This is a genomic window from Streptomyces umbrinus, assembly GCF_030817415.1.
Taxonomy (GTDB): domain Bacteria; phylum Actinomycetota; class Actinomycetes; order Streptomycetales; family Streptomycetaceae; genus Streptomyces; species Streptomyces umbrinus_A.
Genome location: NZ_JAUSZI010000002.1, coordinates 2,668,356 through 2,694,069 on the forward strand (window position 1 = coordinate 2,668,356; position 25,714 = coordinate 2,694,069).

General features: G+C 71.9%; 28 protein-coding genes and 1 pseudogene. 9 read left to right on the top strand and 20 right to left on the bottom strand.

All coding sequences use genetic code 11. From position 1 onward, the window contains the following. Positions 1 to 226: 226 nt before the first annotated feature. The 5 genes from QF035_RS12205 to QF035_RS12225 form a co-directional block, all read right to left on the bottom strand. Positions 227 to 655, bottom strand: a complete 429-nt coding sequence (locus QF035_RS12205; RefSeq protein ID WP_307520198.1) for an OsmC family protein — start codon at positions 653 to 655, stop codon at positions 227 to 229. A 64-nt stretch (positions 656 to 719) separates the two neighbouring features. Further along, positions 720 to 2,525 carry a vWA domain-containing protein gene (locus QF035_RS12210; RefSeq protein WP_307520199.1) on the bottom strand — a complete coding sequence of 602 codons (1,806 nt, stop codon included), beginning with the start codon at positions 2,523 to 2,525 and terminating at the stop codon, positions 720 to 722. A gap of 262 nt (positions 2,526 to 2,787) precedes the next feature. After that, positions 2,788 to 3,849: an ATP-binding protein gene (locus tag QF035_RS12215; protein WP_307520200.1), complete on the bottom strand. Its 1,062-nt coding sequence runs from the start codon at positions 3,847 to 3,849 to the stop codon at positions 2,788 to 2,790. A 123-nt stretch (positions 3,850 to 3,972) separates the two neighbouring features. Then, positions 3,973 to 6,054, bottom strand: a complete 2,082-nt coding sequence (locus QF035_RS12220) for a phage holin family protein (protein WP_307520201.1) — start codon at positions 6,052 to 6,054, stop codon at positions 3,973 to 3,975. 174 nt (positions 6,055 to 6,228) lie between these two features. After that, the gene (locus QF035_RS12225) at positions 6,229 to 6,654 is read right to left on the bottom strand and encodes a hypothetical protein (protein WP_055615362.1); all 426 of its coding nucleotides are present in this window, start codon (positions 6,652 to 6,654) and stop codon (positions 6,229 to 6,231) included. An 85-nt stretch (positions 6,655 to 6,739) separates the two neighbouring features. On the opposite strand from QF035_RS12225, the pseudogene QF035_RS12230 reads away from it, so the two are divergent. Beyond that, positions 6,740 to 7,507, top strand: a pseudogene (locus QF035_RS12230) (MBL fold metallo-hydrolase); the annotation flags it as partial. Positions 7,508 to 7,575: 68 nt separating this feature from the next. Further along, complete coding sequence (locus QF035_RS12235; RefSeq protein WP_307520204.1) at positions 7,576 to 8,202, top strand: DedA family protein; 627 nt, start codon at positions 7,576 to 7,578, stop codon at positions 8,200 to 8,202. A 233-nt stretch (positions 8,203 to 8,435) separates the two neighbouring features. On the opposite strand, the gene QF035_RS12240 is transcribed toward QF035_RS12235, so the two are convergent. The 4 genes from QF035_RS12240 to QF035_RS12255 form a co-directional block, all read right to left on the bottom strand. Continuing rightward, a complete protein-coding gene (locus tag QF035_RS12240; protein WP_307520205.1) occupies positions 8,436 to 9,539 on the bottom strand; it encodes an MBL fold metallo-hydrolase in 1,104 nt (367 codons plus the stop codon). Further along, complete coding sequence (locus QF035_RS12245) at positions 9,536 to 10,777, bottom strand: aminotransferase class I/II-fold pyridoxal phosphate-dependent enzyme (RefSeq protein WP_307520206.1); 1,242 nt, start codon at positions 10,775 to 10,777, stop codon at positions 9,536 to 9,538. The genes QF035_RS12240 and QF035_RS12245 overlap by 4 nt, the downstream gene beginning before the upstream one ends. 173 nt (positions 10,778 to 10,950) lie before the next feature. After that, complete coding sequence (locus tag QF035_RS12250) at positions 10,951 to 11,673, bottom strand: hypothetical protein (RefSeq protein ID WP_307531061.1); 723 nt, start codon at positions 11,671 to 11,673, stop codon at positions 10,951 to 10,953. A 201-nt stretch (positions 11,674 to 11,874) separates the two neighbouring features. Next, positions 11,875 to 12,591 carry an ANTAR domain-containing response regulator gene (locus tag QF035_RS12255; protein WP_307520207.1) on the bottom strand — a complete coding sequence of 239 codons (717 nt, stop codon included), beginning with the start codon at positions 12,589 to 12,591 and terminating at the stop codon, positions 11,875 to 11,877. 111 nt (positions 12,592 to 12,702) lie between these two features. On the opposite strand from QF035_RS12255, the gene QF035_RS12260 reads away from it, so the two are divergent. Continuing rightward, positions 12,703 to 13,833, top strand: coding sequence for a PAS domain-containing protein (locus tag QF035_RS12260; protein WP_307520208.1), 1,131 nt, complete (start codon positions 12,703 to 12,705; stop codon positions 13,831 to 13,833). 125 nt (positions 13,834 to 13,958) lie between these two features. Here the strand turns inward: QF035_RS12260 and QF035_RS12265 are convergent, their stop codons facing one another. After that, positions 13,959 to 14,750 carry an RNA polymerase sigma factor SigF gene (locus QF035_RS12265; protein ID WP_307520209.1) on the bottom strand — a complete coding sequence of 264 codons (792 nt, stop codon included), beginning with the start codon at positions 14,748 to 14,750 and terminating at the stop codon, positions 13,959 to 13,961. Positions 14,751 to 15,039: 289 nt separating this feature from the next. After that, complete coding sequence (locus QF035_RS12270) at positions 15,040 to 15,198, bottom strand: hypothetical protein (protein WP_307520210.1); 159 nt, start codon at positions 15,196 to 15,198, stop codon at positions 15,040 to 15,042. Between the two features lie 184 nt (positions 15,199 to 15,382). Here QF035_RS12270 and QF035_RS12275 point away from each other — a divergent pair, with 184 nt between their 5' ends. The 3 genes from QF035_RS12275 to QF035_RS12285 all read left to right on the top strand — a co-directional run bounded on the left by QF035_RS12275 (position 15,383) and on the right by QF035_RS12285 (position 16,947). After that, a complete protein-coding gene (locus tag QF035_RS12275) occupies positions 15,383 to 15,802 on the top strand; it encodes a DUF2795 domain-containing protein (RefSeq protein WP_307520211.1) in 420 nt (139 codons plus the stop codon). 85 nt (positions 15,803 to 15,887) lie between these two features. Then, a complete protein-coding gene (locus QF035_RS12280) occupies positions 15,888 to 16,328 on the top strand; it encodes a CBS domain-containing protein (protein WP_307520212.1) in 441 nt (146 codons plus the stop codon). A gap of 79 nt (positions 16,329 to 16,407) precedes the next feature. Next, on the top strand, positions 16,408 to 16,947 hold the full coding sequence (locus tag QF035_RS12285) for a type 1 glutamine amidotransferase domain-containing protein (protein ID WP_307520213.1): 540 nt from the start codon (positions 16,408 to 16,410) through the stop codon (positions 16,945 to 16,947). Positions 16,948 to 17,059: 112 nt separating this feature from the next. Here QF035_RS12285 and QF035_RS12290 read toward each other — a convergent pair whose 3' ends face one another. Next, positions 17,060 to 17,296, bottom strand: coding sequence for a DUF6158 family protein (locus tag QF035_RS12290; RefSeq protein ID WP_266753259.1), 237 nt, complete (start codon positions 17,294 to 17,296; stop codon positions 17,060 to 17,062). A gap of 171 nt (positions 17,297 to 17,467) precedes the next feature. Beyond that, complete coding sequence (locus QF035_RS12295) at positions 17,468 to 19,087, bottom strand: ABC-F family ATP-binding cassette domain-containing protein (protein WP_307520214.1); 1,620 nt, start codon at positions 19,085 to 19,087, stop codon at positions 17,468 to 17,470. 166 nt (positions 19,088 to 19,253) lie between these two features. On the opposite strand from QF035_RS12295, the gene QF035_RS12300 reads away from it, so the two are divergent. The 3 genes from QF035_RS12300 (at position 19,254) to QF035_RS12310 (ending at position 21,934) form a co-directional block, all read left to right on the top strand. Beyond that, entirely contained in the window at positions 19,254 to 20,747 is a 1,494-nt protein-coding gene (locus QF035_RS12300) for a bifunctional phosphatase PAP2/diacylglycerol kinase family protein (RefSeq protein WP_307520215.1), read from the top strand. A 157-nt stretch (positions 20,748 to 20,904) separates the two neighbouring features. Next, positions 20,905 to 21,720, top strand: coding sequence for a class I SAM-dependent methyltransferase (locus QF035_RS12305; protein ID WP_307520217.1), 816 nt, complete (start codon positions 20,905 to 20,907; stop codon positions 21,718 to 21,720). A gap of 43 nt (positions 21,721 to 21,763) precedes the next feature. Further along, on the top strand, positions 21,764 to 21,934 hold the full coding sequence (locus QF035_RS12310; RefSeq protein ID WP_143640947.1) for a hydrophobic protein: 171 nt from the start codon (positions 21,764 to 21,766) through the stop codon (positions 21,932 to 21,934). 32 nt (positions 21,935 to 21,966) lie between these two features. Here QF035_RS12310 and QF035_RS12315 read toward each other — a convergent pair whose 3' ends face one another. From QF035_RS12315 to QF035_RS12345, 7 genes are read right to left on the bottom strand one after another with little or no spacing between them, the layout of a single operon-like run. Then, on the bottom strand, positions 21,967 to 22,275 hold the full coding sequence (locus QF035_RS12315; protein ID WP_307531063.1) for a gas vesicle protein K: 309 nt from the start codon (positions 22,273 to 22,275) through the stop codon (positions 21,967 to 21,969). 50 nt (positions 22,276 to 22,325) lie between these two features. Further along, positions 22,326 to 22,514 carry a gas vesicle protein gene (locus tag QF035_RS12320; protein WP_143640948.1) on the bottom strand — a complete coding sequence of 63 codons (189 nt, stop codon included), beginning with the start codon at positions 22,512 to 22,514 and terminating at the stop codon, positions 22,326 to 22,328. Further along, the gene (locus QF035_RS12325) at positions 22,511 to 23,311 is read right to left on the bottom strand and encodes a GvpL/GvpF family gas vesicle protein (protein WP_307520218.1); all 801 of its coding nucleotides are present in this window, start codon (positions 23,309 to 23,311) and stop codon (positions 22,511 to 22,513) included. The genes QF035_RS12320 and QF035_RS12325 overlap by 4 nt, the downstream gene beginning before the upstream one ends. Then, positions 23,308 to 23,670, bottom strand: coding sequence for a gas vesicle protein (locus QF035_RS12330; RefSeq protein ID WP_307520219.1), 363 nt, complete (start codon positions 23,668 to 23,670; stop codon positions 23,308 to 23,310). Before QF035_RS12330 ends, QF035_RS12325 begins: the two co-directional genes overlap by 4 nt. Then, positions 23,667 to 24,740: an SRPBCC family protein gene (locus QF035_RS12335; protein WP_307520220.1), complete on the bottom strand. Its 1,074-nt coding sequence runs from the start codon at positions 24,738 to 24,740 to the stop codon at positions 23,667 to 23,669. The genes QF035_RS12330 and QF035_RS12335 overlap by 4 nt, the downstream gene beginning before the upstream one ends. Further along, a complete protein-coding gene (locus QF035_RS12340) occupies positions 24,733 to 25,443 on the bottom strand; it encodes a DNA primase (protein WP_307520221.1) in 711 nt (236 codons plus the stop codon). Before QF035_RS12340 ends, QF035_RS12335 begins: the two co-directional genes overlap by 8 nt. Beyond that, positions 25,440 to 25,706, bottom strand: a complete 267-nt coding sequence (locus QF035_RS12345) for a gas vesicle protein GvpG (RefSeq protein WP_307520223.1) — start codon at positions 25,704 to 25,706, stop codon at positions 25,440 to 25,442. The genes QF035_RS12340 and QF035_RS12345 overlap by 4 nt, the downstream gene beginning before the upstream one ends. Positions 25,707 to 25,714: the final 8 nt, after the last annotated feature.

A 25,714-nucleotide genomic window follows, 5' to 3' on the forward strand; every position in this document is an offset into this window, starting at 1 on the left:
ACCGGCGGCCGAACACAGGACGACGCGGACCACGGGGATGCGGACCACGGGGATGTCGGGCGGCATCGCCCTTCGAGGCCGTCGTGGTCGAGGTCGAGCTCCCGGTCGGTTCCTGGTCGGACCGCCGGATCCTGGTCCGGCCGCTGGGCAAGCTCTGTCAGTGAAGCAGCTTGCCCAGCAGCCTCTCCGAGGTGCCTCGGATGACCGACCAGCAGGAAATCGCCGGTCAGGCGAGCTTGGCCGACAGCGTGATCGTCGTGCCGGTCAGCGCCTGGCTGACGGGGCAGTTCTTCTTGGCGTCCTCGGCGGCCGCGACGAACGCGTCCTCCGCGATGCCCGGCACGGTGCCCTCCACCGTGAGGTGGATGCCCGTGATGCCCTCGCCCGGCTGGAAGGTGACGTCGGCGGAGGTGGTGAGCTTGGTGGCCGGCGTGCCGGCCCCGGCCAGGGCGTGCGAGAACGCCATGGAGAAGCAGCTGGAGTGCGCGGCGGCGATCAGCTCTTCGGGGCTGGTCTTGCCGTTCGCGTCCTGGGAGCGCGACGCCCAAGTCACGGGCTGCTGCGCGATGGCGCCGGAGGAGTCGAAGCTGACGACTCCGTTGCCCTCGAGCAGGTTGCCTTCCCAGACAGTGTGTGCGGAGCGCGTGGTTGCCACGATGAATCCCTTTCGATCAGGTCCCGGTTTTGGGGTCCGTAGCACTATCCGATCACACTCGGGCTCAGCGCACGCGAAAGACGGGCCCACGTGCGGTGAACGGCAGGGACGAACCCTGCGGGATCAGGTAGGCGTGCTCGCGCCGGACGCGCAGGACGTCGCACCACCCGTCCGTGATGACCAGGATCGGGGCGCCCGGCGGGAAGTCCTCGGCTCGGTGCAACAGGTCGATGCCGGGCTGGAGGATGGTGCCGCCGCGACCGTGGACGCGTACCCGGCCCGCGATCTCCGTGACGGGGAGGAAGCCCGCGTCGTGCGGGGCCGCGTCGCAGAAGACGACCCTGGCGGCCGGTACGTCACGGGCCTCGGCGTACGAGGCGATGGCGCCCAGTGCCTTGCCGAGGAGGGTGCGGTCCATGGAGCCGGAGGTGTCGAGTACGACCCCGAAGGTGCAGCGGGCGATCTCCTCGGGCGGGAAGTAGCGTCCGGCGCGCGGGATGTCGGGGGTGGCCGCCTGGCGGCGGGCCGGGCGCGCGTACGTCCGTACCGGCTCGGGGCGGGGCACGAACTCGTCGAACCAGCGGGCGAGTTGGGCGTCCCAGGGCAGCGGCGGGTGGCTGAGCGCGCGGATCTCCTCCACCAGTCCGCCGGGCAGGTAGCCGCGGCTCTGCTGCTGGTGCAGGTCCAGGCCGCCTGCGAGGCCGCGGCGGTAGAACTCGTCGAGGTCCACGTAGTCGCGCGGCGAGCCGAGCGGACCGCCGAGAATGTCGCCGACGCCCTTGCCGCGCAGGGTGGCGAGCCGTCGCATGCGGCGCAGGTCGGTGGCGAGCCGGTCGTAGACCTCCTCGGCGGAGAGGTCCTTCAACTCCTGGTCGTACAGCAGCCCTTCGGGCATCGTGCCGACCTGCATCTCGACCAGCCAGGCGTTGATGACGTAGTCGCAGGCGACGTTGAAGAGGTACGGGTCGCGGGCGCCGCAGCGGTCGCCGTGGCGCAGCGCGGCGTGCAGCATCTCGTGCGCGAGGACGAACCGCCATTCCTCGTCGTCGAGTTGGCGCAGCGGGTTGATGTAGATCTCGGCCGCTCCCGCGTCGACCGCGGCCACGGAGATGCCGTGCGCGCGGGCGAGTTCGGCGTCCGCGACGATCGTGATGCCCGCCGCGATGCCGCCGAGGAGGGGGTAGGAGGAGACGAACCAGTTCAGCGCCCGCTCCCAGGGCTGCCGCGGAGTGAGCCCGCCACGCATCGACTCGCGACGGCCGCCCGCCATGTCCATCGCGGTGGCCACCGTGCGGGTCAGCGCGTGGGCGAAGGCGAGCTGCCAGTCCGGCGGCCGGCCGCCGAGCCAGCTGTCCCAGGGCACCAGCAGCTGGTCGGGTTCGGGGCCCGCCGTGCCGCAGCGCTCGTACACGGCCGGGATGCCGTCGCGGCGCCAGCGTGCGGCGAGTTGCTCCTCGTCGCCGTCGGGGTACGACATCGGCAGGTCCGCGGGGGTCCGGCCGATCGGGAAGCCCAGCAGGAAGCGGTTGACGACGACGCAGCGGGCGGCCACGTCGAACCGGTCGGGCTGGGCGCGCAGGCCGGTCGCCGCCGTGACATGGCCGAAGCCGAGATGCAGGGCGCCGTGCGCAACCGCCCAGGCCCACTCGACGGGGTCGGCCCGGCGCTCGGGGTGGACGTGCAGCACGCCGTCCGAGTCGACGCGCACGAGCCCGTCGTCCGGCGCCTCCTCGCAGTCCTCCTGACGACAGGTGCTGAACCCGATGGCGGCCAGCGCACGGTTGGCGCGCACGAGCCGCATCCCCTCGGCGAACGCCTCCGCGGCCAGGTCCTTCTTCTTGGGCTGCTCCTGATTGCGCGTACGGCTCATCGATGGGCCGCCTGCCGTCGGGCGGACGGGGCAGGCGCCGAGATGCGGCGACGGGGCGCGGGCCGCGGCGACTGGCCGGACGAACGCGCTGCCTGCGTCACCGCCGGGCCGGACCCGGCGACCGACTTCCCGCCCGGCGCCGGCGCGCGCCCGGTCCCAGTCCCGCTCGGCACGCTCCCCGTCCCGCGCAGAGCACTCACCACCCCGCGCGGCTCGCCCGCCGTCGTCCCGCTCGACGCGCCCGCTGTCCCGCTCTGCGCGCTCACCGGCGCGCCTCCACCAGCCGCGGCATGTCGCGGGCCGCCTCCACCAGGAACCAGGCGGGCAGTACGGGGTTGCCGTCCTCGTCCGAGGCGATGACGCTCTGGGCGACCTCGACGGAGATCTCGGCGAGCTGCACGAGCAGGGACTTCGCGCGGTGGGCGGTCTGGCGGCCGCTCGCCGAGGCGTGCTCCTTGCTGGCGGGGAGTTCCTTGACGAGGCGGCCCCGGAAGGACTCCGCGAGGTAGTACAGGAGGTCACGGTCCTCGAGGCGGTTCGGCCAGCGGGCCTCGCCCTTCATGATGGCCTCGATGCCGAACCGGCTGCGCACGATCTTCACGTAGCCGCAGAAGGCGACCGCGTGCGCGGGCGTCAGCGTGCCGTGGGCGATCACCTTCAGCGTGGGCTCGTCGAGCGTCGGGCCGAAGGAGTGCAGCGCGTCGGAGAGCATGTGCCAGGAGCGGGGCGTCGAGAAGGGCTCCTCGGTCTTCGGCGGCCTGGACCACAGGTGGTCGGGTCGGTCGATGAGATGGTCGAGCACCCACGGGTGGATGCCGTTCGCCCCGGCCCACACCAGCCAGTCCTTCGGGGACGCCTCCAGGTGCACATGCGCGAGCCGGTTGACCAGCGCCGACGCGATCGGGCGCGCTAGCGCGTTGTCCGTCGCGCGGTTGCCCGCGCCGATCACGATCGAGCCCGCCGGCAGCTCGTAGTTGCCGATGCGCCGCTCCAGGATCAGCGAGTAGAACGCCTTCTGGACGTCCGGCGTGGCCGCGTTCAGCTCGTCCAGGAACAGGCAGTACGGCTCGTCGCGGGCGATCGCCTCGGGCGGGCAGAAGACCGAACGGCCGTCGCGGATCTGCGGTACGCCGATCAGGTCCTCCGGCGCCAGCTGCGTACCCAGCAGGCTCACGCACTCAAGACCCAGCGACTCGGCGAACTCCCTCACCAGGGAGGACTTTCCGATGCCGGGAGCGCCCCAGATGAAGACCGGCCGCACGGTCGCGAGGCCGAGCAGCAGTTCCGGTATACGGGCGGGAGTGACGGTGACGGCTGCCTGCACGCAGTGGCTCCTGGTGGGTGTTCGAGCGGGGCGCGCCGGTGCGCGATGTCCGATGCGGACAGTGTGCGCGGCTCCTCCCCCGGACCGCAGCCCATTTACGGGGCCCTTGAGGAGCGCAGGGGTCTACGCGACCCGCCGCTCGGGCTCGGTCTCGACGGGAACCTGCGGGCCGTCGCACTCGCGCAGCCACCGCCGCAGCACGTGATGCACCTGCTCCGCGCCGACCAGTTCCTCCCCGTCCTCGACGGGCGCGGAGAACGTGAGCGGAGACATCAGGAAGGGCCGCCCCTGCGCTCCCCCGAGGCCGCCGTGCGAGCCGATCTGCTCCTCGAACGCGAGGACTTCGCCCTCCTGGGGGTCGTACCAGGAGTTGACCATGATGTCGGCGGTGTGCGGGAACGCGTGCGTGCGGCGTACGGCGTCGGCGGCGCCCGGGCCGAAGTCGGCGAGCGGGCCCGGGTTCTCGTCCAGTTCGTCCAGCGGGATCTCGGCGCCGTTCGCGCCGAGCACGAGGCCGCCGTGCTCCTCGCTGCGCACGAGGACGAAGCCGACGCCGGGGTGGTTGGCGAGCGTGGTCAGCAGGGCCGGGTGGCGGGCGTCGATCTCCTCGCGGCTCATCCGGTGCGGTACGTCCGGGAAGGACACGAGGCCGAGGTTGCCGGAGGCCAGCACGAGCGGCTCCGAGTGACGGCTGGACGGGCGGTACTCCTCGCGGCCCTCCTCGACGGGCCTGCGCAGCGCGGCCCGTACGGCGGCCCTGGCCTCGGCGCCGCTGTGGGTGCGGCGCGCCTTGCGGGGCACGGGCAGCCCGCAGCCGGCCCGGACCAGTTCGCCGAGGCCGAGTCCGTACCGGGTACGGAAGGTCTCGCCGGGGCTCTGGCCGTGGTCGGACAGCAGGACGATGCGGTACGCGCGCGGGGCGTGCTCGGCGACCTGCGCGATCAGGGCCAGTGAGCGGTCCAGGCGGGCCAGGACCTTCTCCGTGTCGCGGCTGCGCGGGCCCGAGTGGTGCGCCACCTCGTCGTACGCCACCAGGTCCGCGTAGATCGAGGAGCGTCCGGCGAGCATGTCCCCGATCACCGCCGTGACGACGACGTCCCGCTCGATGACGGTCGCGAAGGCCCGGATGAACGGGTAGAGGCCGCCGCGGCCGACCCGCGGGCGCCGCTTCTTGAGGCGGGCCCAGGTGGACTCGCCGATCTCGCGGCCGACCTCGGCGACGAAGGACATGGCGGTACGGACGGCGTTGGCGGGGTCGGAGAAGTACGCGAAGTAGCCGGCCCGCGAGCGGTTCTCCCGGCCCCTTCTGGCGGCCACGGAGAGCACCAGGGCGAGCTGGTCGGCGCCGCCGCTGAAGAGGTTTCCCCGGCTGGCGCCGTCCATGGTGAGCAGTCCGCCGTCGCCGGTGCGTGCGACGGCGCGGCGCTGGAGTTCGGCGGCGCTGGTGGGGCGGTTGCAGACCATGACCTCCCGGGTGTCCTTCTCGTACCAGCGGAAGGCGGGGATGTCGTGGTTGGAGCCGTGCAGGATGCCCAGCTGGCTGGCGCCGGTCTGGCTGGACCAGTCGGTGCGCCACGGGATGAGCCGGTGGGTGGTGCGGGCCCCCTCGCCGTCACCGAGCCAGGCTGCGACGGTCGGCATCAGACCGCGTCCGACCGCCTCCAGGAGTACGTCATGGCCGACGCCGTCGAGCTGGAGGAAGACCACGCCGGGGGTGGACGGGCCCGAGCCCGGCTCCAGCTCGGCCCGCCGCCGGTCGGAGAGCCGGTAGAGCCTGCGCCTGTACGCGTCGTCGTCCCGGACGGCGAGGGCACCGCCGGTGGCGGAGGCGACGGCCGACATCACCGCGGCGACCACCACGGCCGTCTCCGGGGCGGCCTCGCTCTCTCCCGACGGGATGATGCGCAGGGCGAGCCACAGGAGCGAGCCGTTGAGGAAGAAGACGAGCAGGCCGAGGACGAGGGCGGGGACGAGGAGCAGGGCCCGGACGAGGAGCGGCCACACGACGGAGGAGAGCACGCCGAACGCCCCGGCGCCGAGCGCGGCCGTGACGGCGATCTGCGTCGCGCTGTCCCCGTCGGCGGACTGGATTCTGAAGTCCGGCAGGATCCCGGCCAGCGCCAGCATGGTGACCGTGGACACGGCCCACACGGCAACGCTCCGCCAGAGCGCGCTCACCAGCCTCCGCCATCTCGCGCCGCTCACGCCACGCCCACCTCCACCCCGCTCTCAGACCTGCCCCAACCCTGTCACAAGCACGCAAGCCGTTTCGGCGGCGCACAAGGGCACGACGGTTGTCCGCCACGCGCACACAGGGTGACCGCGGGCCACCTCACGGAGTTGCCCCAGCCCGGCCCGGGCCCGGCAGCGCCGGAGGTGTCAGCGGCCGTCGTAGCCCGCCGTCGGCATCGACAGCCGGCGGTGGACATGGGCCTTCATCTGGGCGTCGTACGCGGGTTCCGCGTGGCCGACCGTCTCGACCCGTACTCCGCGGCGGGCACACTCGGCGGTGAACTCGTCGACGGAGGCGAGCGCCCGCTCCAGGACCCGGCGGCTGGGCGCCACGAACAGGTCGACGAGGCCCGCCTCGACGTCCTCCCAGAGCGCGCAGTGGTCCGGCCGCAGCCCCCGTACGAGCAGTTCGCGCGTGACGACATAGCCGCGCTCGGCCGCCCAGCGCGCGCACATGGCGTGCTGGCTGCGCGAGTCCACCAGGAAGGGATCCGCCTCCAGCTCCTCCAACGGCGTCAGACTCGCGATCGTCGTCACGCGAAGCATGCCGGAGGCACGGCGTGCGTCTCCCATGGCGTCCCCCCTCACCTCCGGGTTTCGTCGCCGACCCTACTCCTGCCCGTACGCTCGGGGGGAGTCGCGCGAAGGAGGCAAAGGAGTGCCGGTGGAGATCACTTGGTGGGGGCACGCCACCTGCACCGTCGAGGACTCGGGCGCGCGCGTGCTCACGGACCCGCTCTTCGCGCGCCGGCTCGCGCATCTGCGCAGGCGCCGGGGCGCGCCGCCCCCGCCGGAGGCCGCCGTGGCGGACGTGGCCCTGGTGTCCCATCTGCACGCCGATCATCTGCACGTCCCGTCGCTGGCGCGGCTCGCCCCGGGCACCCGGCTGCTGGTGCCGAAGGGCGCCCCGCGGGCCGTCCACGGGCTGCGCAGGCTCGGCCATCTACAGGTCACCGAGATGGCGAGCGGCGACCGGACGCGGGTCGGTGACCTGGTCGTACAGGCCGTTCCGGCGCGGCACGACGGGCGGCGGCTGCCGGTCGGGCCGCACCGCGCGCCCGCCCTCGGCTATGTGATCGAGGGCGAGGCACGGACGTACTTCGCCGGGGACACGGGCCTCTTCGAGTCGATGGCCAAGGAGGTCGGACCGGTCGACGTGGCGCTGCTGCCGGTCGGTGGATGGGGACCGTATCTGGGCGAGGGGCACCTGGACGCGGGGCGGGCGGCCGAGGCGCTGGCCCGTCTGCAGCCGGGGAGCGCGGTGCCGGTGCACTACGGCACGTACTGGCCGATCGGGATGGATGCCGTGCGCCCCCACGAATTCCACGCGCCCGGCGAGGAGTTCGTGCGCCTGGCCGCCGAGCGTGCGCCCGAGGTGGCGGTGCACCTTCTGGACCACGGACAGCGTGTGCGTCCGCGGGTCGCGGGGTACCGGTCATCCCCGAGGGACGCGCCGGCCGGCCGGGGCGACGACGAGCGGGAGGGCGAAGCCCGGTGAGGGATGTGCTCGCCGCCGCGGTCACGACCGTGCCGCCCGAGTCCACCCAGCAGGCGCTCGGCTATCCGTCGCTGTTCCTGCTGGTGCTGATCGGGGCGCTGGTGCCCGTCGTGCCGACGGGTGCGCTGGTGAGTTCGGCTGCGGTGGTCGCGTTTCACCAGACCGCGCCGTTCTCGATGGTGCTGGTCTTCGTGGTGGCGGCGTTCGCGGCGTTCCTCGGGGATGTCGCGCTGTACTGGCTCGGGCGCCGTGGCATGAGGTCGAAGAACGGGTCGCGGTGGCTGGCCGCGATACGGGATCGTGCGCCGGAGGATCGGCTGGCGCAGGCGCAGGAGAAGCTCGCTGAGCATGGTGTGGCTGTGCTGGTGTTGTCGCGGCTGGTGCCGGCGGGGCGTATTCCGGTGATGCTGGCCTGCTTGATGGCGAAGTGGCCGTTGCGGAGGTTTGCTCGGGGGGATGTGCCGGCGTGCCTTGCGTGGGCTGCGACGTATCAGCTCATCGGGGTGGCTGGGGGTTCCTTGTTCAAGGAGCCCTGGGAGGGGGTGGTTGCGGTGGTCGTACTGACCGTTGTGATCAGCGTGGCGCCGGGGCTGTGGCGGCGATTGCGTGGCGCTCCGCGGTAGGGGTCGTGGCGGGTGTGGGTGCGGGGGTCTTCTGCCGTGTGTTGTCTGCGGGTTGGGTGTGGCCGGTCGCGCAGTTCCCCGCGCCCCTAAAGACCTGCGAGTCACCGCGCGCCTGAAGGGCCCGCCGCTCCGCGCGAGCCCAAAAGACCTGCTGCTCACCGCCCGCCCACCAGGCCCACCGCCCTCCCCGCGCCCAAGACCTGCCTGCTCGCCCTGCCCCAGAAGACGGGACCTCAGTCGAGCACCTTTGAAGCGCCCACCGGCAGGTCCCACAGGTTTTCCCTCGCCAGGCCTGCCTTCTCCCATGCCGTACGCACCCGCGTCAGCGGTTCCAGGACCGGTTCTGCCGAGAGGACGAAGGTGGCCCAGTGCATGGGCGCCATGCGGTGGGCGCCCAGGTCCTGGGTGGCTCGGACCGCGTCCTCGGGGTCGCAGTGGACGTCGCTGAGCCACCAGCGGGGGTCGTACGCGCCGATGGGGAGGAGGGCGAGGTCGATACCGGGGTAGCGGGCGCCGATGCGGGAGAACCAGTGGCCGTATCCCGTGTCGCCGGCGAAGTACACGCGCCGGCCGTCGGACGCGGTCAGGACCCAGCCGCCCCACAGGGTGCGGCAGGTGTCGTGGAGGCTGCGCTTGGACCAGTGGTGGGCCGGTACGAAGTCGAAGCGGACCCCGTCCAGTTCGGCCGCCTCCCACCAGTCCAGCTCGGTGACGTGCGAGAAGCGGCGGCGCCTGAACCAGCGGCCGAGCCCGGCCGGGACGAACACCGGTGTGTCGCGCGGGAGTCGGCGCAGCGTCGGCGCGTCCAGGTGGTCGTAGTGGTTGTGGCTGATGACGACCGCGTCGATGCGCGGCAGTGCGCTCCAGGCCACGCCGACGGGCGTGATCCGGGCGGGAGTTCCGAGGATCTTGCGGGACCACACCGGGTCGGTGAGCACGGTGAGCCCACCGATGCGGACCACCCAACTGGCGTGCCCCGCCCAGGAGACGGCGACCGTGCGCGCGTCCACCCGGGGCAACGGGCCCGGTTCGTACGGAAGTCGGGGAATGTCGGCGAGCCCCTCGGGACCCGGCCGCAGCGCGCCCTCGCGGGCGAACCGGGCGAAGCCGCTCAAGCCCGGCAGCGGAGCGGTCAGCCGGTCCGCGAACGAGCGGGGCCAGACGCGGCGTTCGCCGAGCGGCCGGGGCTCGGCGAGAGGCCGGGGCCCGGCGGGCGGAGTTCCGACGGCGGGTACGAACGCAGGTGAGGACAGAGAGGAGGCCAGAGGGGAGGTCGACGCCGGGTCTTCGGCGTCCGTGGTCGTGGTGGTCGTGGTCGACTCGGACTGCTGCGTCATCGAGGGGACTCCCGTCGCCGAGCGTCATCGTCATCGCGGAGCTCGGCGAGTGCCGAGCCCAGCAGACTCAACGCGCGTTCCACATGCGGCAATTCCAGAGGTTCCGGTGACGAGAGAGACGCCATCCGCTCCTCGTGGGTTGTGCCGAGGAACGGGCCGGTGGCCAGGCGTACGCGCAGCGCGCCGAGGTCGTCGCCGAAGCGGTGGCCGCCGGGCACGGGCATGCCGAGGCGGTCGGTGAGGAAGTCCTCCAGTTCCTGGGCGTCGCCGACACCGCGCTCGGTGAGCGCGGAGCGCAGCGGGCCGAGGTCCGCGTACACATGGCGGCCCGCCCGCGGGGGCCGGGCGAGGGCGCCCGCGGCCACGAGGGCCTGGTGCGCGGCGGTGGCCACGCGCGCGTGCAGACGTACCGACGCGGCGAGGCGGTGGGTGATGTCGTCGGGTTCGGCGAGCGCGTACGCGGCGGCCGCGGCGACCGGGGCCGCGATCCGGGCGTCGAGCGCGGTCAGTACGTCGAGGACGCGGTCGCGCAGCCGGACGCCGGTGTCGTTGGCGGGGAAGCGGGCGATCGCGGCGGGCCAGCCGGGCGGCAGGAAGGGGCCGGCGAGGTCGGTCAGGACCGTGACATGCTCCGGCAGCATCTCGGCGGGGCTCAGGAACACGGTGTCGTGCGGTTCGTGCAGGGTGTCGCGCCAGGTCTCGTCGCTGACCACGTGCAGCCCCTCGCCCACGGCCGCCTCGATGGCCTCGTGGACCACCTCGGGCGGCGCGACGGTGGCGGTGGGGTCGTCGGCGACGGACAGGACGAGCAGCCGCGGGTCGCCGCCCTCGGCGCGTACTCGGCGCACGGTCTCCAGGAGGGCGTACGGGTCCGGGATGCCGCCGCACTCGGCGGGTGTCCCCACGTGGAAGACGGATCTGCCCAACAGGCGTGCCTGCGGTGCCCACCAGGCCGCGCAGGGGCGCGGCACGAGGACGTCGCCGCCGAGCGCGGCGGTCAGCGCGAGGAGGAGTGCGGGGGCGCCGGGCGCCGCGGCCGTCCGGTGGCGGTCGGCGGACAGGCCGCGCCGGGCCCAGTAGGCGAGGGCGGCGTCCAGGAGCGCGGGTCCCCCGCCGGTCGGTTCGGTGTGCGCGCCCGTCGCGGCGGCTGCGAGTCCGGGCGGCACCGGCAGGTCCTGGCCGGGGAGCGGTGGGCCGTAACGGACGGGGCCGTGGCCTTCCGGATCGGTCCGCCGCATACGTGCCTCCGCGCAGTGATCCGTGGACCGGCCGCGTTCCGTGGACCGGGCCTCCGTGGATCGCGGATCCGTGGACGCCGGTCCGTGGTCCGTCGTGGTTCCCACGGTGCCTGTCGTGCCCCTGTGCTTCGAGTACCCAAGGCTCTGCGTACCCAGTGGATCGCGTGGCCAACTCAGCCGTTCGAGGACGACTCCCGGCGGCGCAGTCTGTGGACGGCGGCGCCTGCCGCGCCCGCGATGAGGACACCACCCGTGACCAGGGCGGGAGTGGAGTCGGTGAAGGCGCCGCCCTCGCCCGCGTGCACCCCGTGCTGGACCGCGGCTCCTTCGTCACGAGCACCGCCGTCGCGCGATCCGCCGTCACGGGGCACCTCGTCACGAGAGCCCTCGTCACGGGAACCCTCGTCACGGGAACCCTCGTGGGAGTCCTTGCGGGAGGAGTCCTCGCCGGAGGAGTCCTCGCCGGAGGAGCCCTCACGGGACGCCGAGAAGGACGCGCTCCACTGCTTTCCCTGGCCACCGGGCGCGGCCGGGCAGGTGCCGTCGACACTCCAGTCGGAGTCCTTGCCGGCCGCGTCGGGCCCGCCCTCCTCGAAGTTCCCGGCGGGCGCGATACGAGCGGTGCCGCTGTAGGCCGGACCGCCCTCGGCGTCCTCCCCACCGCCGTCCTTGTTCAGCTGGACGGTGCCGTGCTCGAAGGCCTGCGAGGTGGCGTCGATGGTCTCGGGTGCGGGACCGCCCGTCGGTTCGCAGGCCACGGAGACGGTGACCGTGCCGCCCGGGGCCACGGTGCGGGGGCTGACTTCCGCCCCCGGGTTCTCGGCGGCCGCCACGGTGGTGCCCAGGGCGACGGCGGTGAGGGCGGTGGCGGACAGGGCGCGGACGGTACGGCGCATGCGCATGGGCTCGGGCTCCTTCGGCCGGCGGCTGGGGACCCCCACGCCCGTGGACGGCGGCGGAGGCGGGGCACGACCGACATGCCCCGCAGCCCATCAGAGCCCGGCCGCCGCCCGGGCGCGCGCGGCCGGACACCATTCGTGCCACGCGGACGCCCGAGCGGGTGACACCGACGGACGCCGTACCGGTTCGGTTCGGCTTCAGTTCGACAGGGAGACCAGCTCCTGCTCCAGGCCGCGGCCGCGAGAGTCCACGAGCGCCGAGGCGACCTCGGAGAGTTTGCGGTTGGTTCCCTGCGAGATGCGGCGCAGGACCTTGAAGGCCGCGTCCGCGTCGCAGGCCAGCACATGCATGACGATGCCGCACGCCTGGTCGACGACGGGGCGGGTGCGCAGCGCGGCGCCGAGCTGGTCGAGCTCGGTGAGCGCGGCGCGGTAGGAGCGGTCACGGACCAGACAGGTCGCGGCGAGATCACCGAGCGCGCGGGCGGGTCCGTGCGGGACGTCCTCCAGGCCGCCCGCGCGGAAGCTGTAGAGGCTGAGGGTGACCGTCAGGCCCGCCCGGCGGAAGGGAAGGGTGACGCTGGAGCGCACTCCCGAGTCGAGCGCCATCGCCCGGTACTGCGGCCAGCGCTCCTCGCGCAGCAGATCGCCCGACTCGACGGGCTCACCGCGCTCCAGCGCGGCCGGGATCGGGCCCTCGCCGGAGCGGAGCTGCATCGAGACGAGCGCGGCGAGGTCCGGATGCGTCACCGCGGCCGGCCGCTCCGTGCCGCCGTCGGAGACCGTGGTGCCCGCGCCGCAGCAGTCGGTGGTGCAGCGGACGGCCTGCTCGGCGAGTTCCGACAGCCGACGACCCGGAAGTGCAGATTCCGGGGATGCCGTCCGCCGGGGGCCGAGATGTTCCGTATCCGGCATACTTCGTACCTCCTCTTTCCTGCGCCTTCCCGGTCACCTGCGGAGAAAACGAGTTCGCGGGGTTCCATCACGGCCTCCCCGGATGTGCTCGTGAGGAGCTACGTTCGTCGCATGGCGCAGACGGAGGAGTTCGGTGAGGAACTTGCGGATTTCGTCCGCCGTGTCGCGGAGCTGAAGGCGGCACGATCCGTGCCCCACGACGATCTGCCCACCGTGCTGGACACGGCGATCTTCGAACTCGACCATGTGGTCGGCCAGTTGTGGCCCTGGTACGAGCGGCTGACGGCCACCGGCGCCGCGAACACGTCCTCCGCCGACCGTCAGGAACAGCAGCTGCTCAAGGGGATCTTCCAACGGCTGCCGCTGCCCGTCGCGCTGATCGACCGTGAGACGGTGGTCCGCAGGCTCAACTTCGCGGGAACCAACTTCACTGGTGTCAGGGCGGGTTACGCGACGGGCCGCCCGCTCTCCGGCTTCCTCGCGCACCCGGACCGGGCCGCGTTCCGCTCACAGACGGCGGCGGTGGCGCGCGGCGACGGCGACCGCAGCCTCACGGTCCACCTCCAGCAGCGACCCACCGTTCCCGTACGCGCGACACTCACCGCGCTGCGCCCGAGCGGCGAGCCGCGTACCGCCGTACTCGTGGTGCTCCAGTCCGCCGGAGCGCGGGCGCCGTCGGCCAAGGGCGGGCCGGGCCCCGTGCCGGACCTCGGCGAGACGACACGGCACGCGGCGCTCATGGACCTGCTGGACATGATGACCACGGCGCTGCTGAGCGAGCCCGCCGGCACCCGGGCCGCCGTGCTGGAGCGGGCGGCCCGGGTGTTGCACGGGCGGTTCGCGGACTGGGTGGTGGCCGACGAGGGGGCCGCACGGCTGTGCCGTACGACCGTCCTCGGACCCGCGGACCAGCGGGACGTACGAGCCGAGGACCTGGAGGCGCAGGACCCTGCCGCGTGCCCCCTCGTCGTCGAGGCGGCACGCGGCGGCTCCACGGCCCTCCAGGTACGCCCGGAGGACCCGGACGCCTTCGGCCGCGACGCCTCCGACGCCCCCGTCCTGGTCCGCGCGAACGTCACGTCCCTCCTCTGCGTCCCCCTCACCCTCGACGGCGCGGTCCAGGGCGTCCTCACCCTCTTCCGCACCGGCCCCCGCCTGGCCTTCTCCATGGCAGAGGCCCAGACGATGGACATGATGTCCCGTCACATAGCCCTGGCCATGGCCAACTTGGACCGAAGGTAACGGACCCCGCAGGGGCGCCCCGACAGGGGCGCGGGGAACTGCGCGCCCAGCCACAACAAACCCGCAGCCGACAACAGACCCGCAGCCATCCACGACCCGCAGTACTCCGCCAAACCGCCGGAGGCCTACGCAACGTCTTGCAGAACCTGCTCCCGCAACCTGCTGCAACACCGGCTGATCAGCCGAGAAACGTGCATCTGCGAGATCCCGAGCTGCTCGGCGATCCGACTCTGCGTCATGTCCCCGAAGAACCGCATGTACAGGATGGCCCGTTCGCGCTCGGGCAGTGCCTCCAACCGCGGCTTGACCGCCTCACGGTCGATGACGACGTCGAGCGCCGGATCGGCCGAGCCGAGCGCGTCGCTGAGGGAGTATCCGTCCTCGCTGCCCGGGAGTTCGGCGTCGAGCGACAGCGCCGTGAAGCTCTCCAGGGCCTCCAGACCGGCGCGTACGTCCTCTTCGCTCATCTGCGCGTGCTCGGCGATCTCGGCGACCGTGGGCTGCCGGCCCGGGATGGTCTGGGAGAGGTCCTGGCGGGCGAAGCGGACACGGTTGCGCAGGTCCTGGACCCGACGAGGCACGTGCAGGGTCCACATGTGGTCACGGAAGTGACGCTTGATCTCACCTGTGATGGTGGGTACGGCATAGCTCTCGAAAGCGTTGCCGAGTTCCGGGTCGTAGCGGTCGACGGCCTTGACCAGGCCCATGGCAGCGACCTGCCGCAGATCGTCGTAGTTCTCACCACGGTTCCGGAAACGGCCTGCCAGGCGGTCGGCCATGGGGAGCCAGGCCTCGATGATCTGCTCCCGGAGAGTGTCGCGCAGCTGCCCCGGAGGCAACGAAGCGAGCCTGCGGAAGTCCTCCGCGGTGTCCGGGGCGTCGTCGTGGGGGTGCTTGGCGCTCGCGTGAGTTCGCATGGTGCGTGCAACTCCCTTGAGTGGTGCCTTGGTTGGACGGTCAAACGTGGGAGCGCACCCGGAGCCGGACGGGCACACCCGTGGCGGGGGGATACACCGCTCCCACGGACGTGCCTCCTGTCCGAAGCACTGAGTTTTCGCCTGCCCCTCGCCCTGCCCGGCAAACTTGACTTGCCCGGACGAACACGCGCCGTTGTCCCGGACCCCGGGCACGTGGTTCCGACGCCCGGGCACGTGGTTCCGGCGCCGGGGCCAAGACCGTCCGGTCGGCGGCTGAGCGGCTCGGTCGTCAGTCGCTCAGCGCGGCGCCGTCGGTCGCGCCGAGCTGCTGGGCCGGCGGAGCCGGACGCAGCCGGTCCTCGTCCGGGAGCAGCCATTCCTCGTAGCGGCCGAGTGCCAGGACGACGCCGAGCATCAGGACCGGAATGATCACAGCGAGCACCGCCATGGTCCTGTCCTTCCCCAAGGGGATCACAGTGGAGGGCGGAGACCGGGTCTCCCGGTCCCGGGCGGGCAAACCTCCTGCGCACAAGCCGGTGCCCGCGCCACTGCAAACCCCGGTGCAAACCCTCCGTGTCGATGCCCGGGAGACGGGTACGCGAGGGTCCACCCCCGAACAGCTGGAGGGACACATGGAGCGAGGCAGCAACCGCCTCAGCGTCCACCGGGACGAGGAGATGAAGCACGAACTGCAGGGCCTGCTGAGGTCCGGCCGTCCGACCCGGGTGGAGGAGTGGCACGATCCGGAGCCGATCGCCGACGACGACCCACCGGTCGCCGGCGGCCCGGTGACACCGGGTTCTGACCGGGGCTCGGTGGCCGCCGTCCGCCTCGATCTGGCACGCCACCTGGGCCGTACGTCGTTCCCCGCGGGTCCCCGTGCGCTGATCGGCGTCCTGCGGGACCGCTACGCGCCGGACGCGCTCGTCGAAGCAGTGGAGCGGCTGCCCGGCGGCGCGCGCTACGCCAACGCGCAGGAACTGGCCGACGCCGTCGTGCGCTCCGCGGAGAGCGGGGCCGAGGCGTCCGAAGAGCCGCCGCCGGACGCATAACCGGCCGTCTCAGGGGTACTGCGGGCGACGTGACACCGACGTAGCCGTACCCCTTCGCCGGGGAACGGAGGAAAGGCCCACAGCCATGGCTGTTTTCGTGAGGGAAGTCATGACGCCAGGCGTCGTCTCGGTCCGCCCGGACGCCTCGCTCGTCGAAGCCGCTCAGCTCATGCGGGCCCAGGACATCGGCGATGTCCTGGTGGCGGACGACCAAGCTCTCATCGGCGTCCTGACCGACCGCGACATCGCGGTGCGCGCGGTCGCGAACGGTGCCGACCCGCTGACGGTGAGCGCCCGGTCGGTGTGCACGCCCGATCCGGTCGTGGTCGGCCCCGACGACGGGGTGGTGGCGGCGGTCGCACTGATGCGCGACCACGTCGTGCGGCGGCTCCCGGTCGTCGAGGACGGACGGGCGGTCGGCATGGTCAGCCTGGGCGACCTGGCCATCTCCGAGAACCCGGAGTCGGCTCTCGCGGAGATCAGCCGGGCCTCCCCGGACGACGGCCGGGGGAGGGCCCGCGCGTGACTCGAAGAGACCTCGCGGCCGGAGACGAGAGCACAGCCCCCGTGACATGTCGCGCGGCCGGAAAGGACGTGGAGGACCCATGCGCATCGCGTTTCTGATGGCGCCGGAGGGCGTCGAGCAGATCGAACTCACCGACCCCTGGCACGCCGTCCACGACGCGGGCGGCGAACCCGTGCTGCTGTCGACGAAGCCGGGGCAGATCCAGGCGTTCAACCACCTCGACAAGGCGGACGTGTTCCCCGTGCAGGAGGTCGTGGGCGACTCCTCGGCCGACTCCTTCGCCGGTCTGGTACTGCCGGGCGGCGTGGCCAATCCGGACGCGCTGCGCATGGACGAACAGGCGGTGTCGTTCGTCCGGGACTTCTTCGAGCAGGGCCGTCCGGTCGCCGCGATCTGTCACGCCCCGTGGACGCTCATCGAGGCCGACGTGGTCCGCGGCCGCACCCTCACCTCGTGGCCGAGCCTGCGTACGGACATCCGCAACGCGGGCGGCACCTGGGTCGACGAACAGGTGGTCGTCTGCGAGGCCGGACCCGCGACACTCGTCACCAGCCGCAAACCGGACGACCTCAAGGCCTTCACCGAGGCGTTCCTGCCGGAGTTTGCCAAGCACCGCTGACCACGGCCCGTAGAGCAGGTCCGACGCCCATGGACCAGGGCCACGCCCGTCCAGCAGGGCCGACGCCCGCCCGGCCAGGCCTACGCCGATTCAGCAGAGCCCGCCGCGCGCCTCACCGGCTCGCGTCCGGATGCCTGTCCCGCGCCCCCGCCCGCGTCCGGCCCAGGGCGACCGGGCGGCGCGGGTTCCGGCGCAGATACTCGCCCTCCAGTTCCGCCATCCGGACGTTGTGCGTGCGCAGCGCGTCGTTCGAACCGTGCAGCAACGTGTCGTGGCGGGTGCGATGGATCGTCTCCAGCTCTTTCATCAGCTGCTGATCGTCCAGGCTGCCCGGGTCGACTCCGGTCATGGCGCTACCCCGATCGTCGTGTCTCCCTCCACCTTACGAACACCGGGGCACACTCGCGCCCCCTTGGGGGCGCGGGGCTGTGACATATGCGGCTCCGCCGCGTGGGCGCGCTCAACCCCGACGGACCCGCACCCGACAAACGAGCCGCAGTCGGCCCAGCCCAGCCGCGGGCTACCGAACCCGCTCGACCCGCCGCTCATCCCAGACCGGCTCCGCCGACTCCCGCACACGCCCATCACTGCCGAACACCAGATACCGATCGAACGAATGAGCGAACCAGCGGTCATGAGTGACCGCGAGAACCGTGCCCTGGAAAGCCTCCAGCCCCTCCTGAAGCGCCTCGGCCGACTCCAGGTCGAGGTTGTCCGTGGGCTCGTCCAGAAGCAGCGCCGTGCAGCCCTCCAGTTCCAGGAGGAGGATCTGGAAGCGGGCCTGCTGCCCGCCGGAGAGCCGGTCGAAGCGCTGCTCGGCCTGGGCGGTCAGCTCGTAGCGTCGCAGCCGGGACGCGGCGGCCCCGCGGTCCTGGGAGTGCTCGGACCACAGGATGTCGAGCAGCGTGCGCCCCTCCAGCTCGGGATGGGCGTGGGTCTGCGCGAAGTGGCCGGGCACGACACGCGCCCCGAGCTTCCACTCCCCCGTGTGCGTGACGTCGCCGCCCGCGAGGAGCCGCAGGAAGTGCGACTTGCCGGAGCCGTTCGAGCCGAGCACGGCGACCCGCTCGCCGTAGAAGACCTCCAGGTCGAAGGGTTTCATCAGCCCGGTGAGTTCGAGCCCCTTGCAGGTCACCGCCCGTACGCCGGTGCGTCCGCCGTGCAGCCGCATGGTGATGTCCTGCTCGCGCGGCGGCTCGGGCGGCGGTCCCGCCTCCTCGAACTTACGGAGCCTGGTCTGCGCGGCCTGGTAGCGGGAGGCCAGCTCATGGCTGATGGAGGCCGCCTGCCGCAGGTTGAGCACCAGCTTCTTCAGCTGGGCGTGCTTCTCGTCCCAGCGCCGCCGCAGCTCCTCGAAGCGCGCGAACCGCTCCCGGCGTGCCTCGTGGTACGTGTCGAAGCCGCCGCCGTGCACCCAGGCGTCGGCGCCGGCGGGTCCGGGCTCGACGCTCACGATCTTCTCGGCGGAGCGGGCGAGCAGCTCCCGGTCGTGGGAGACGAACAGGACGGTCTTGCGGGTCTCCCGCAGCCGCTCCTCCAGCCAGCGCTTGCCGGGCACGTCGAGGTAGTTGTCCGGCTCGTCGAGCAGCAGCACCTCGTCGGTGCCGCGCAGCAGGGCCTCCAGGACGAGACGCTTCTGCTCACCGCCGGAGAGCGTGCGCACCTCGCGGAACTGCGCCTTGTCGTACGGGATTCCGAGCGCGGCCGTGGTGCACATGTCCCAGAGGGTCTCGGCCTCGTACCCCTGGACCTCCGCCCAGTCGGAGAGCGCCTGCGCGTAACTCATCTGGGCGGCCTCGTCGTCGACGGTCATGATGAGGTGCTCGGCGCGGTCGACGGCCTCGGCGGCCTCCCGGATCCGCGGCTGGGCGACCGACACGAGCAGGTCCCGTACGGTCGACTCGTCCCGTACGGATCCCACGAACTGGCGCATCACCCCGAGCCCGCCGCTCACCGTGACGGTGCCGCCGTGCGGCTTCAGCTCGCCGGAGATCAGCCGCAGCAGTGTCGTCTTCCCGGCTCCGTTGGGCCCGACCAGCGCGACCACGGCCCCTTCGCCCACCCGGAAGGACACATCGCCGAGCAGCGCCCTCCCGTCGGGAAGGTAGTACTCCAGGTGCGCGGCTTCCAGATGTCCCATGATTGGGCATTGTCCGGGGTGGGCGGGGCGCGCGGCAAACGGGTTACCCGGCCGGCGGACCGTTCGCGACAGACCACCGCGGCGGACGGAGGACTGACAGGTCACACAACCCGTTCTCGTCGGACAGACATGCGCGGCGGAGCCCTGTCTGGGTACACGATGGTGCATGACCGCAGATCTGGACCTCACCGTCACCGGACCCGGCCACGCCCTGCGCGACCGGCTGCTGGCCCTCGACTGCCGCCTCTTCGAGGCGGTGGCCGCCCGGCACTGGCCGGGCGCCGACCCGCTGCTGCCGAAACTGAGCCGCAGCGCGAACCACGGCCTGCTGTGGTTCGGCACGGCGGCGGCGCTCGCGGCGACACGTTCGCCGCGGGCCCGCCGCGCGGCCGTCCGCGGTGTCGCCTCGCTGGCCCTGGCCTCGGCCACCATCAACACCCTCGGCAAGCGCTCGGTGCGCCGCCCGCGCCCCCTGCTGGACGCGGTGCCGATGGTCCGGCAGCTGAAGCGCCAGCCGATCACCACCTCGTTCCCGTCGGGGCACTCCGCGTCGGCGGCGGCCTTCGCGACGGGTGTCGCCCTTGAGTCCCGTCCCCTGGGCGCGGTGGTGGCCCCGGTGGCCGCCGCGGTGGCCCTCTCCCGTATCTACACGGGCGCCCACTTCCCGAGCGACGTGCTCGTCGGGGCGGCGTTCGGCGCGGGCGCCGCCTTCGCCGTACGCGGCCTGGTGCCGACTCGTGACCAGCTTCCGCCGCCCGGCCGTCCGCGCGCGGACGCGCCGGCGCTGCCGGACGGGGAGGGCCTGGTGATGGTGGTCAACAAGGCGGCGGGCAGCTCGGACCGCGTCCGCGCCCTCGGTGACGCCCTGCCGCGCGCCGAGCTCGTGGAGTGCGAACCGGCCGATCTGCGGGCCGAGTTGGAGAAGGCGGCGGCCCGCGCCGAGGTGCTGGGCGTCTGTGGCGGCGACGGCACCGTGAACGCTGCCGCCACAGTGGCCCTGCGCCACCGCCTCCCGCTCGCCGTGCTGCCCGGCGGCACGCTCAACCACTTCGCGCAGGACCTGGGCGTGGAGGACGTACGCGATCTGAGCCAGGCCCTGCGGGAAGGCGATGCCGTACGGGTCGACGTGGGACTGTTCTCCGCCGACGGCACGGAGGGCTACTTCCTCAACACGTGCAGCCTCGGCGTCTATCCGGAGCTGGTGCGCGAGCGGGACCGCTGGTCGAAGCGGATCGGCGGCTGGCCGGCCGGAGTGGTCGCGACCCTGCGCGTGCTGCGCGCCGACCGGCACCCTCTCAAGGCCGAACTCGGCGGCAAGGAGCACCCGTTGTGGCTCCTCTTCGCCGGAAACGGCACGTACCACCGGATGGGACCGCTGCCCGCCCGCCGCTACGACCTCGCGGACGGCCGCCTGGACGTACGGGTCGTGCACGGGGGCCGCTTCCCCGCCGTACGCCTCCTCGCCGCGGCCGTCGCCGGGCCGCTCACCCGCTCCCCCGCGCACGCGGCGGTCCGCGTCGGCGCGCTCCGCGTGGAGGGCGTCGAGCCCGGCACCCTGCTGGCCTACGACGGTGAAGTCACCACCGTGGAGGGCGAGGTGACGCTCCGGAAGCTCCCCGAGGCACTGACCGTGTACCGCCCGCTCCAGCAGCGACGCTGACCACGCGCCACCCAGTCCACACCCAGCCCACCCCATGTCCGCATTGCAAGACGCAGGTCTCATCATTCGACATGGCGGCGTACGGTGACTCGTATCGCTCGCGGAGCAGCTCCGCAGGCCCGGCCCGGTACAAGGGTTACGAGGGAATGGGGACGCCATGTCGAAGGAGACCGCCGTCTACACGCACGGCCACCACGAGTCCGTGCTGCGCTCGCACACCTGGCGCACCGCCGTGAACTCGGCGGCCTACCTCCTCCCCTCGCTGAAACCGCACATGAAGATCCTGGACATCGGCTGCGGGCCCGGGACCATCACCGCCGACCTGGCGGAACTGGTCCCGGACGGGCACGTCACCGCCGTCGACCACGCGCCGGGCATCCTGGACCAGGCCCGGGCCACAGCGGCCGAACGGGGCCTGGACAACGTCGAGTTCGAGGTCGCGGACGTCCACGCGCTGGAGTATCCGGACGACACCTTCTGCGTCGTCCACGCGCACCAGGTGCTGCAGCACGTGGGCGACCCGGTGCAGGCGCTGCGCGAGATGTACCGGGTCACGAAACCGGGCGGCTTCGTGGCCGTCCGCGACTCGGACTACGCGGTGATGACCTGGTACCCGCTGTCGCAGGGCATGGACGACTGGCTGGACCTCTACCGGCGTGTGGCCCGCGCGAACGGCGGCGAGCCGGACGCCGGGCGGCGCCTGAAATCCTGGGCGCTGACGGCCGGCTTCACCGACGTCACCAGCTCGTCGAGCACCTGGTGCTACGCCACCGCCGAGGAGCGCGCCTGGTGGAGCGGCCTGTGGGCGGACCGTACGGTCGCCTCCGCGTACGCGGACCGCGCCACGGAGGGCGGTCACGCGACGCCGGAGCAGCTGAACGCGGTCTCGGAGGCATGGCGGGAGTGGGGCCGGCAGGAGGATGCCTGGTTCTCCGTCCTGCACGGGGAAATTCTCTGCCGGAAACCGGCCTGAATTCCTTGATCCGGGAAACCCGGCCAGTAGGAGGTAATAAACTATGGTTCCCATCCTGCTGGTACTGCTTCTGGCGCTCATCCTTTTCGGCGCCGGATTCGCGGTGAAAATTCTCTGGTGGATCGCACTGATAGTGATCGTGGTGTGGCTACTGGGATTCCTGGTGCGCGGCACGAGCGCGAGCGGTTCCAGGGGCCGCTGGTATCGCTGGTAGTTCCACCGGGATTTCCGTATCCACCGGTGGTTCTACTCCCTGGGAAGTAGCGGTCCGAGCGGCCCGAGGTCCAGATTCAGGTCCTCGGGCCGCAACCCGTAGCGGTCGCGCAGTTCGGCCATGCGGTCGTCCAGGAGCATCAGCGTGAGACCGATCCGCTCCTCCTGGTCCTCAGAGAGATCCCCTGTGTCGAACCGGCGCAGTGCCTGCCTCTCCATCAACTGCCGCAGCAGTTCGACCACGGTCAGGACCAGTTTGACCAGGTCCCGCTCCACGGTGTCCGGATCGAGATCCAGCCGGTTCCGCGGGGATTTCCCGGCCGTTTTACCGTCGCCACTCATGGCGCCCACGTCACTGATGCCACTCACGTCACTGATGTCGCGCATGTCGCTCACTCCAACTCCCTCCAAGGCGAGGGGACTTGTTCGTTGACCGAGCTGATGAGCGCGTTCAGGTCGATGCGTACGAGATCGACGTCCGCGATCCGCAGCGTGAGGTCGCCGGTGATGACGACCCCGCCCGCGAGCAGCCGGTCGAGCAGGTCGACGAGAGCGATCTCCCGGCGTTCCACGACGGTCACGAGTCCTCCCCGCTGAACGAGTAGGCCGCCCACGGCCCGGTGAGTTCGACCCGCAGGCCGGGAGAGTCGTCCTTCGTGCGGTCCACCAGTTCCACGAACGCCTCGGATTCCGAACGCGGCACCAGATAGGCGGCGTTGAGTACGTTCCGGCCGGACGCGCGGGAGAGCGCCGCGTTCTGCGGCGCGTGGATCCGGGTGTCCTCCGCGTACCCGGAAAGGGTTTCGTGCAGGCGGCGCGAGAATTCCTCGGCCTGTTCCCATTTCTCCTCGTGTGCCCTGCGCTGACCGCGCCGCTGCCGTAGATAGTCGCGCCCCGAAACGGGTTTGACGGGAGAGGGCGCCGGCCGGGAATCCGGATTCTCAGCGGATTCCCGGCCCTCGGAAACTTCCGGGGATTCCGGGGATTCCGCGTAGACCTTCACTCCCCATTCGACGCGCCCGTCGAGCCGGTCGAGCGTCCGCAGGAAGGTCTCCTCGCGCTGTTCCATCATCATGCGGACGCCGCTGTCGTCCCGGAACACCGTGGCGAGCCGGAGCGGCAGCGGCGAGGTGACGACGGTGAGCGCGTCGATCACGTTCTGGTGCGCCCGCGCTGTGGCACTGAGCCAGTCCAGGTCCTCCAGATGGGCCCGCAGCGGCCCCTCGGCGAAGTCCTCCTCCGGCACATGACCCACCACGGCGACCAGGCCGTGGTGGGTCAACTGCTTGGGCGGAACACCCGCGACGCCCGTCAGCTGGGCCGACAGCGGCGTGCCGAAGGGGCGGCAGACGGCGTAGACGTAGCGCAGACCACTCATCCCTGGGCTTCCTCCTCCGCGGGTTCGCGCTCGCGCGCGGGGGCGACCTCACGACCGTGTTCCAGTTCGGCGACGTGCGCGCGCAGCTCGGCGTTCTCCCGCGAGAGTTCGCTGCGGCGCGCGCGTGAGGACAGCTCCGGGTCGGACTCCCACCAGTCGATGCCCATCTCCTTCGCCTTGTCGACGGACGCGACGATGAGCCTCAGTTTGATGGTGAGCAGCTCGATGTCGAGGAGGTTGATGCGGATGTCGCCCGCGATCACGATGCCCTTGTCGAGTACCCGTTCGAGGATGTCGGCGAGGTTGGCGCTGCTGCCGTGCTGGCCGTATGGGTCGGGGAAGCGCTGGGCCGTGCTCATCGGCGGCTCCGGGGCTCGGCGGCCTCGGCCTCAGCTTCGTCCGCTTCCTCCTCGGGCACGTCCTCGTCCTCGGCGTACACGTCGTTCTCGTCGTCGTACGGCGCCTCGTCCTCCTCCTCGTACTCGCCCTCCGGGGCCTCCTCGTCCTCGGGAATCTCCTCTTCCTCGGGGACTTCGTCGGACGCCTCGGTGTCCTCGGCCTCTTCCTCCGCGAGCGCGTCCTCGTGGGTGACGACCACTTCGCCGTCGCGGATTTCACCGCGCCAGCTGTCGCTCGCTTCGCCCTTGAGCGTGATGAAGCGGGCGAAGTTCTTGAGGTCGAGACGCACCCTGCGGCCCTGGGCGCGCCAGATGTTGCCGGTCTTCTCGAACAGGCCCTTGGGGTAGTACTCGACGATCACCAGGACCCGGGTGAGGTTCTCGGCGAGGGAGTGGAAGGAGACGACACCCTTCGTCGTGCCCTTGGCACCCTCGGACGTCCAGGAGATGCGGTCGTCGGGCACCTGGTCGGTGGTCTTCGCCTTCCAGCTCCGGTTGGACCAGAAGATCTTCATCTGCCAGTCCGAGGTGGTGTCGTCGCCGCGGTTCGCGCTCTTGACGCCCTTCGCGAAGGTGCTGAAGTCCTGGAACTGGGTCCACTGGTCGTAGGCCGTACGCAGCGGCACGCCGACGTCGACGTACTCGAGGATGACCGTGGGCTTCTTGCCCGCGCCGCCCTTGCGCTTGCCCTTGCCGCCGGTCAGGTTCTTGAACGCGCCGACGACGCTGTCCTTGGCCCGGCCCGCGCCGAGTTCCACGGCGGACCTCAGCGGCCCCTTGCCCTCGGCCAGCTTGCGGCCACCGTCGAGGGCGAGCTTGGCGAAGCCCGGACTGTTGCCCTCGGCGATGTCCGTGAGCTTGCTGGTCGTCTCGCCGAGCTTGTGACCGACGCCGACCAGCAGCCGCTGGGCCTGGACGCCCAGATACGCCTGGACCTCCACCTTGAGCCGGTCGGCCGCCGCGCTCTGGGCGACGGACGTGAGCGGGTTGTCCTTCGCGTGCTTGGTCGCGGATCCGAGGGTGTCAGTCATTGTCTCCGCCTCCCCTGGACAGCCGGCCCCGCGAGGCGCTGCGCCCGGCGGTCTTCGCCGCGGCCGTCTTCTTCGCGGGAGCCTTCTTCGCGGCCCTGGCTGCCGTCTTCTTGGCCGGGGCCTCCTTGCGGGGGCTCCGCTTCTCGGCAGCCTTCTTGGCGGGCGCCTTCTTCGCGGACTTCTTGGCCGGGGCCCTCTTGCGCGGCCGTGGCCGTTCCTCCTCCTCGGCGCTCTCGACGTCTTCGGCGGACTCCCGCTCCACGACGTCGTCGTCCTCGGAGTCCGAGGCGTCCGGGTCGCGTTCGTCGTAGTCCTCGTACTCGTCTTCGGGCTCGTCCTCCCGGTCGTCGCGGGACCTGCCGCCGGCGCCGGGCACATCCGGAACCACGCCCGAGAGCTGGTCCCGTACCTGTGCGGTGCGTCCGTGCAGCCGGTCGGCGAGACCCTCGATCTGCCGCTCGACGAGCGCTCCGGACGCGGCCTTGCCCACGCCTCGCAGGTCCTCGCGCAGCTGGTCCCCGATCTCCTTGAACTGCGGGTTGTTCTGCAGCTGCCCGGACACCAGGTCCGCGAGCGCCCGCGGGCTCAGGTGCATCCGTTTGCCGGCCACCATCGTGCCGACCGCGAACGCCAGTTTCATCTTCTTGGTACGCCCGAGGACGTATCCGGCCCCTACCGCGAGGCCCAGTCCCAGTCGATTCATCGTGTCGTCCCGTTGTTGCCTGTTCCGGTGCCCCTGGTCATGGCGACCTCCAGCCTGTCCAGGAGCTCGTCTTCCAGGCGGTCGAACTCCGCGTCGTCGATCTCGCCCGCCTCGAGCCGCTGCTCGAGGCGAGCCAGTTCGGCGCGGACCGCCGCCGGGTCGTAGTACTGGCGCTCCGCCTCCGCCACTACCTGTTGCATGGCCCAGAGGCTGCCGCGCACGGGGGCGAACGGCAGCATCAGGACCTCTCCGATCAGCCCCATGTCCTCGA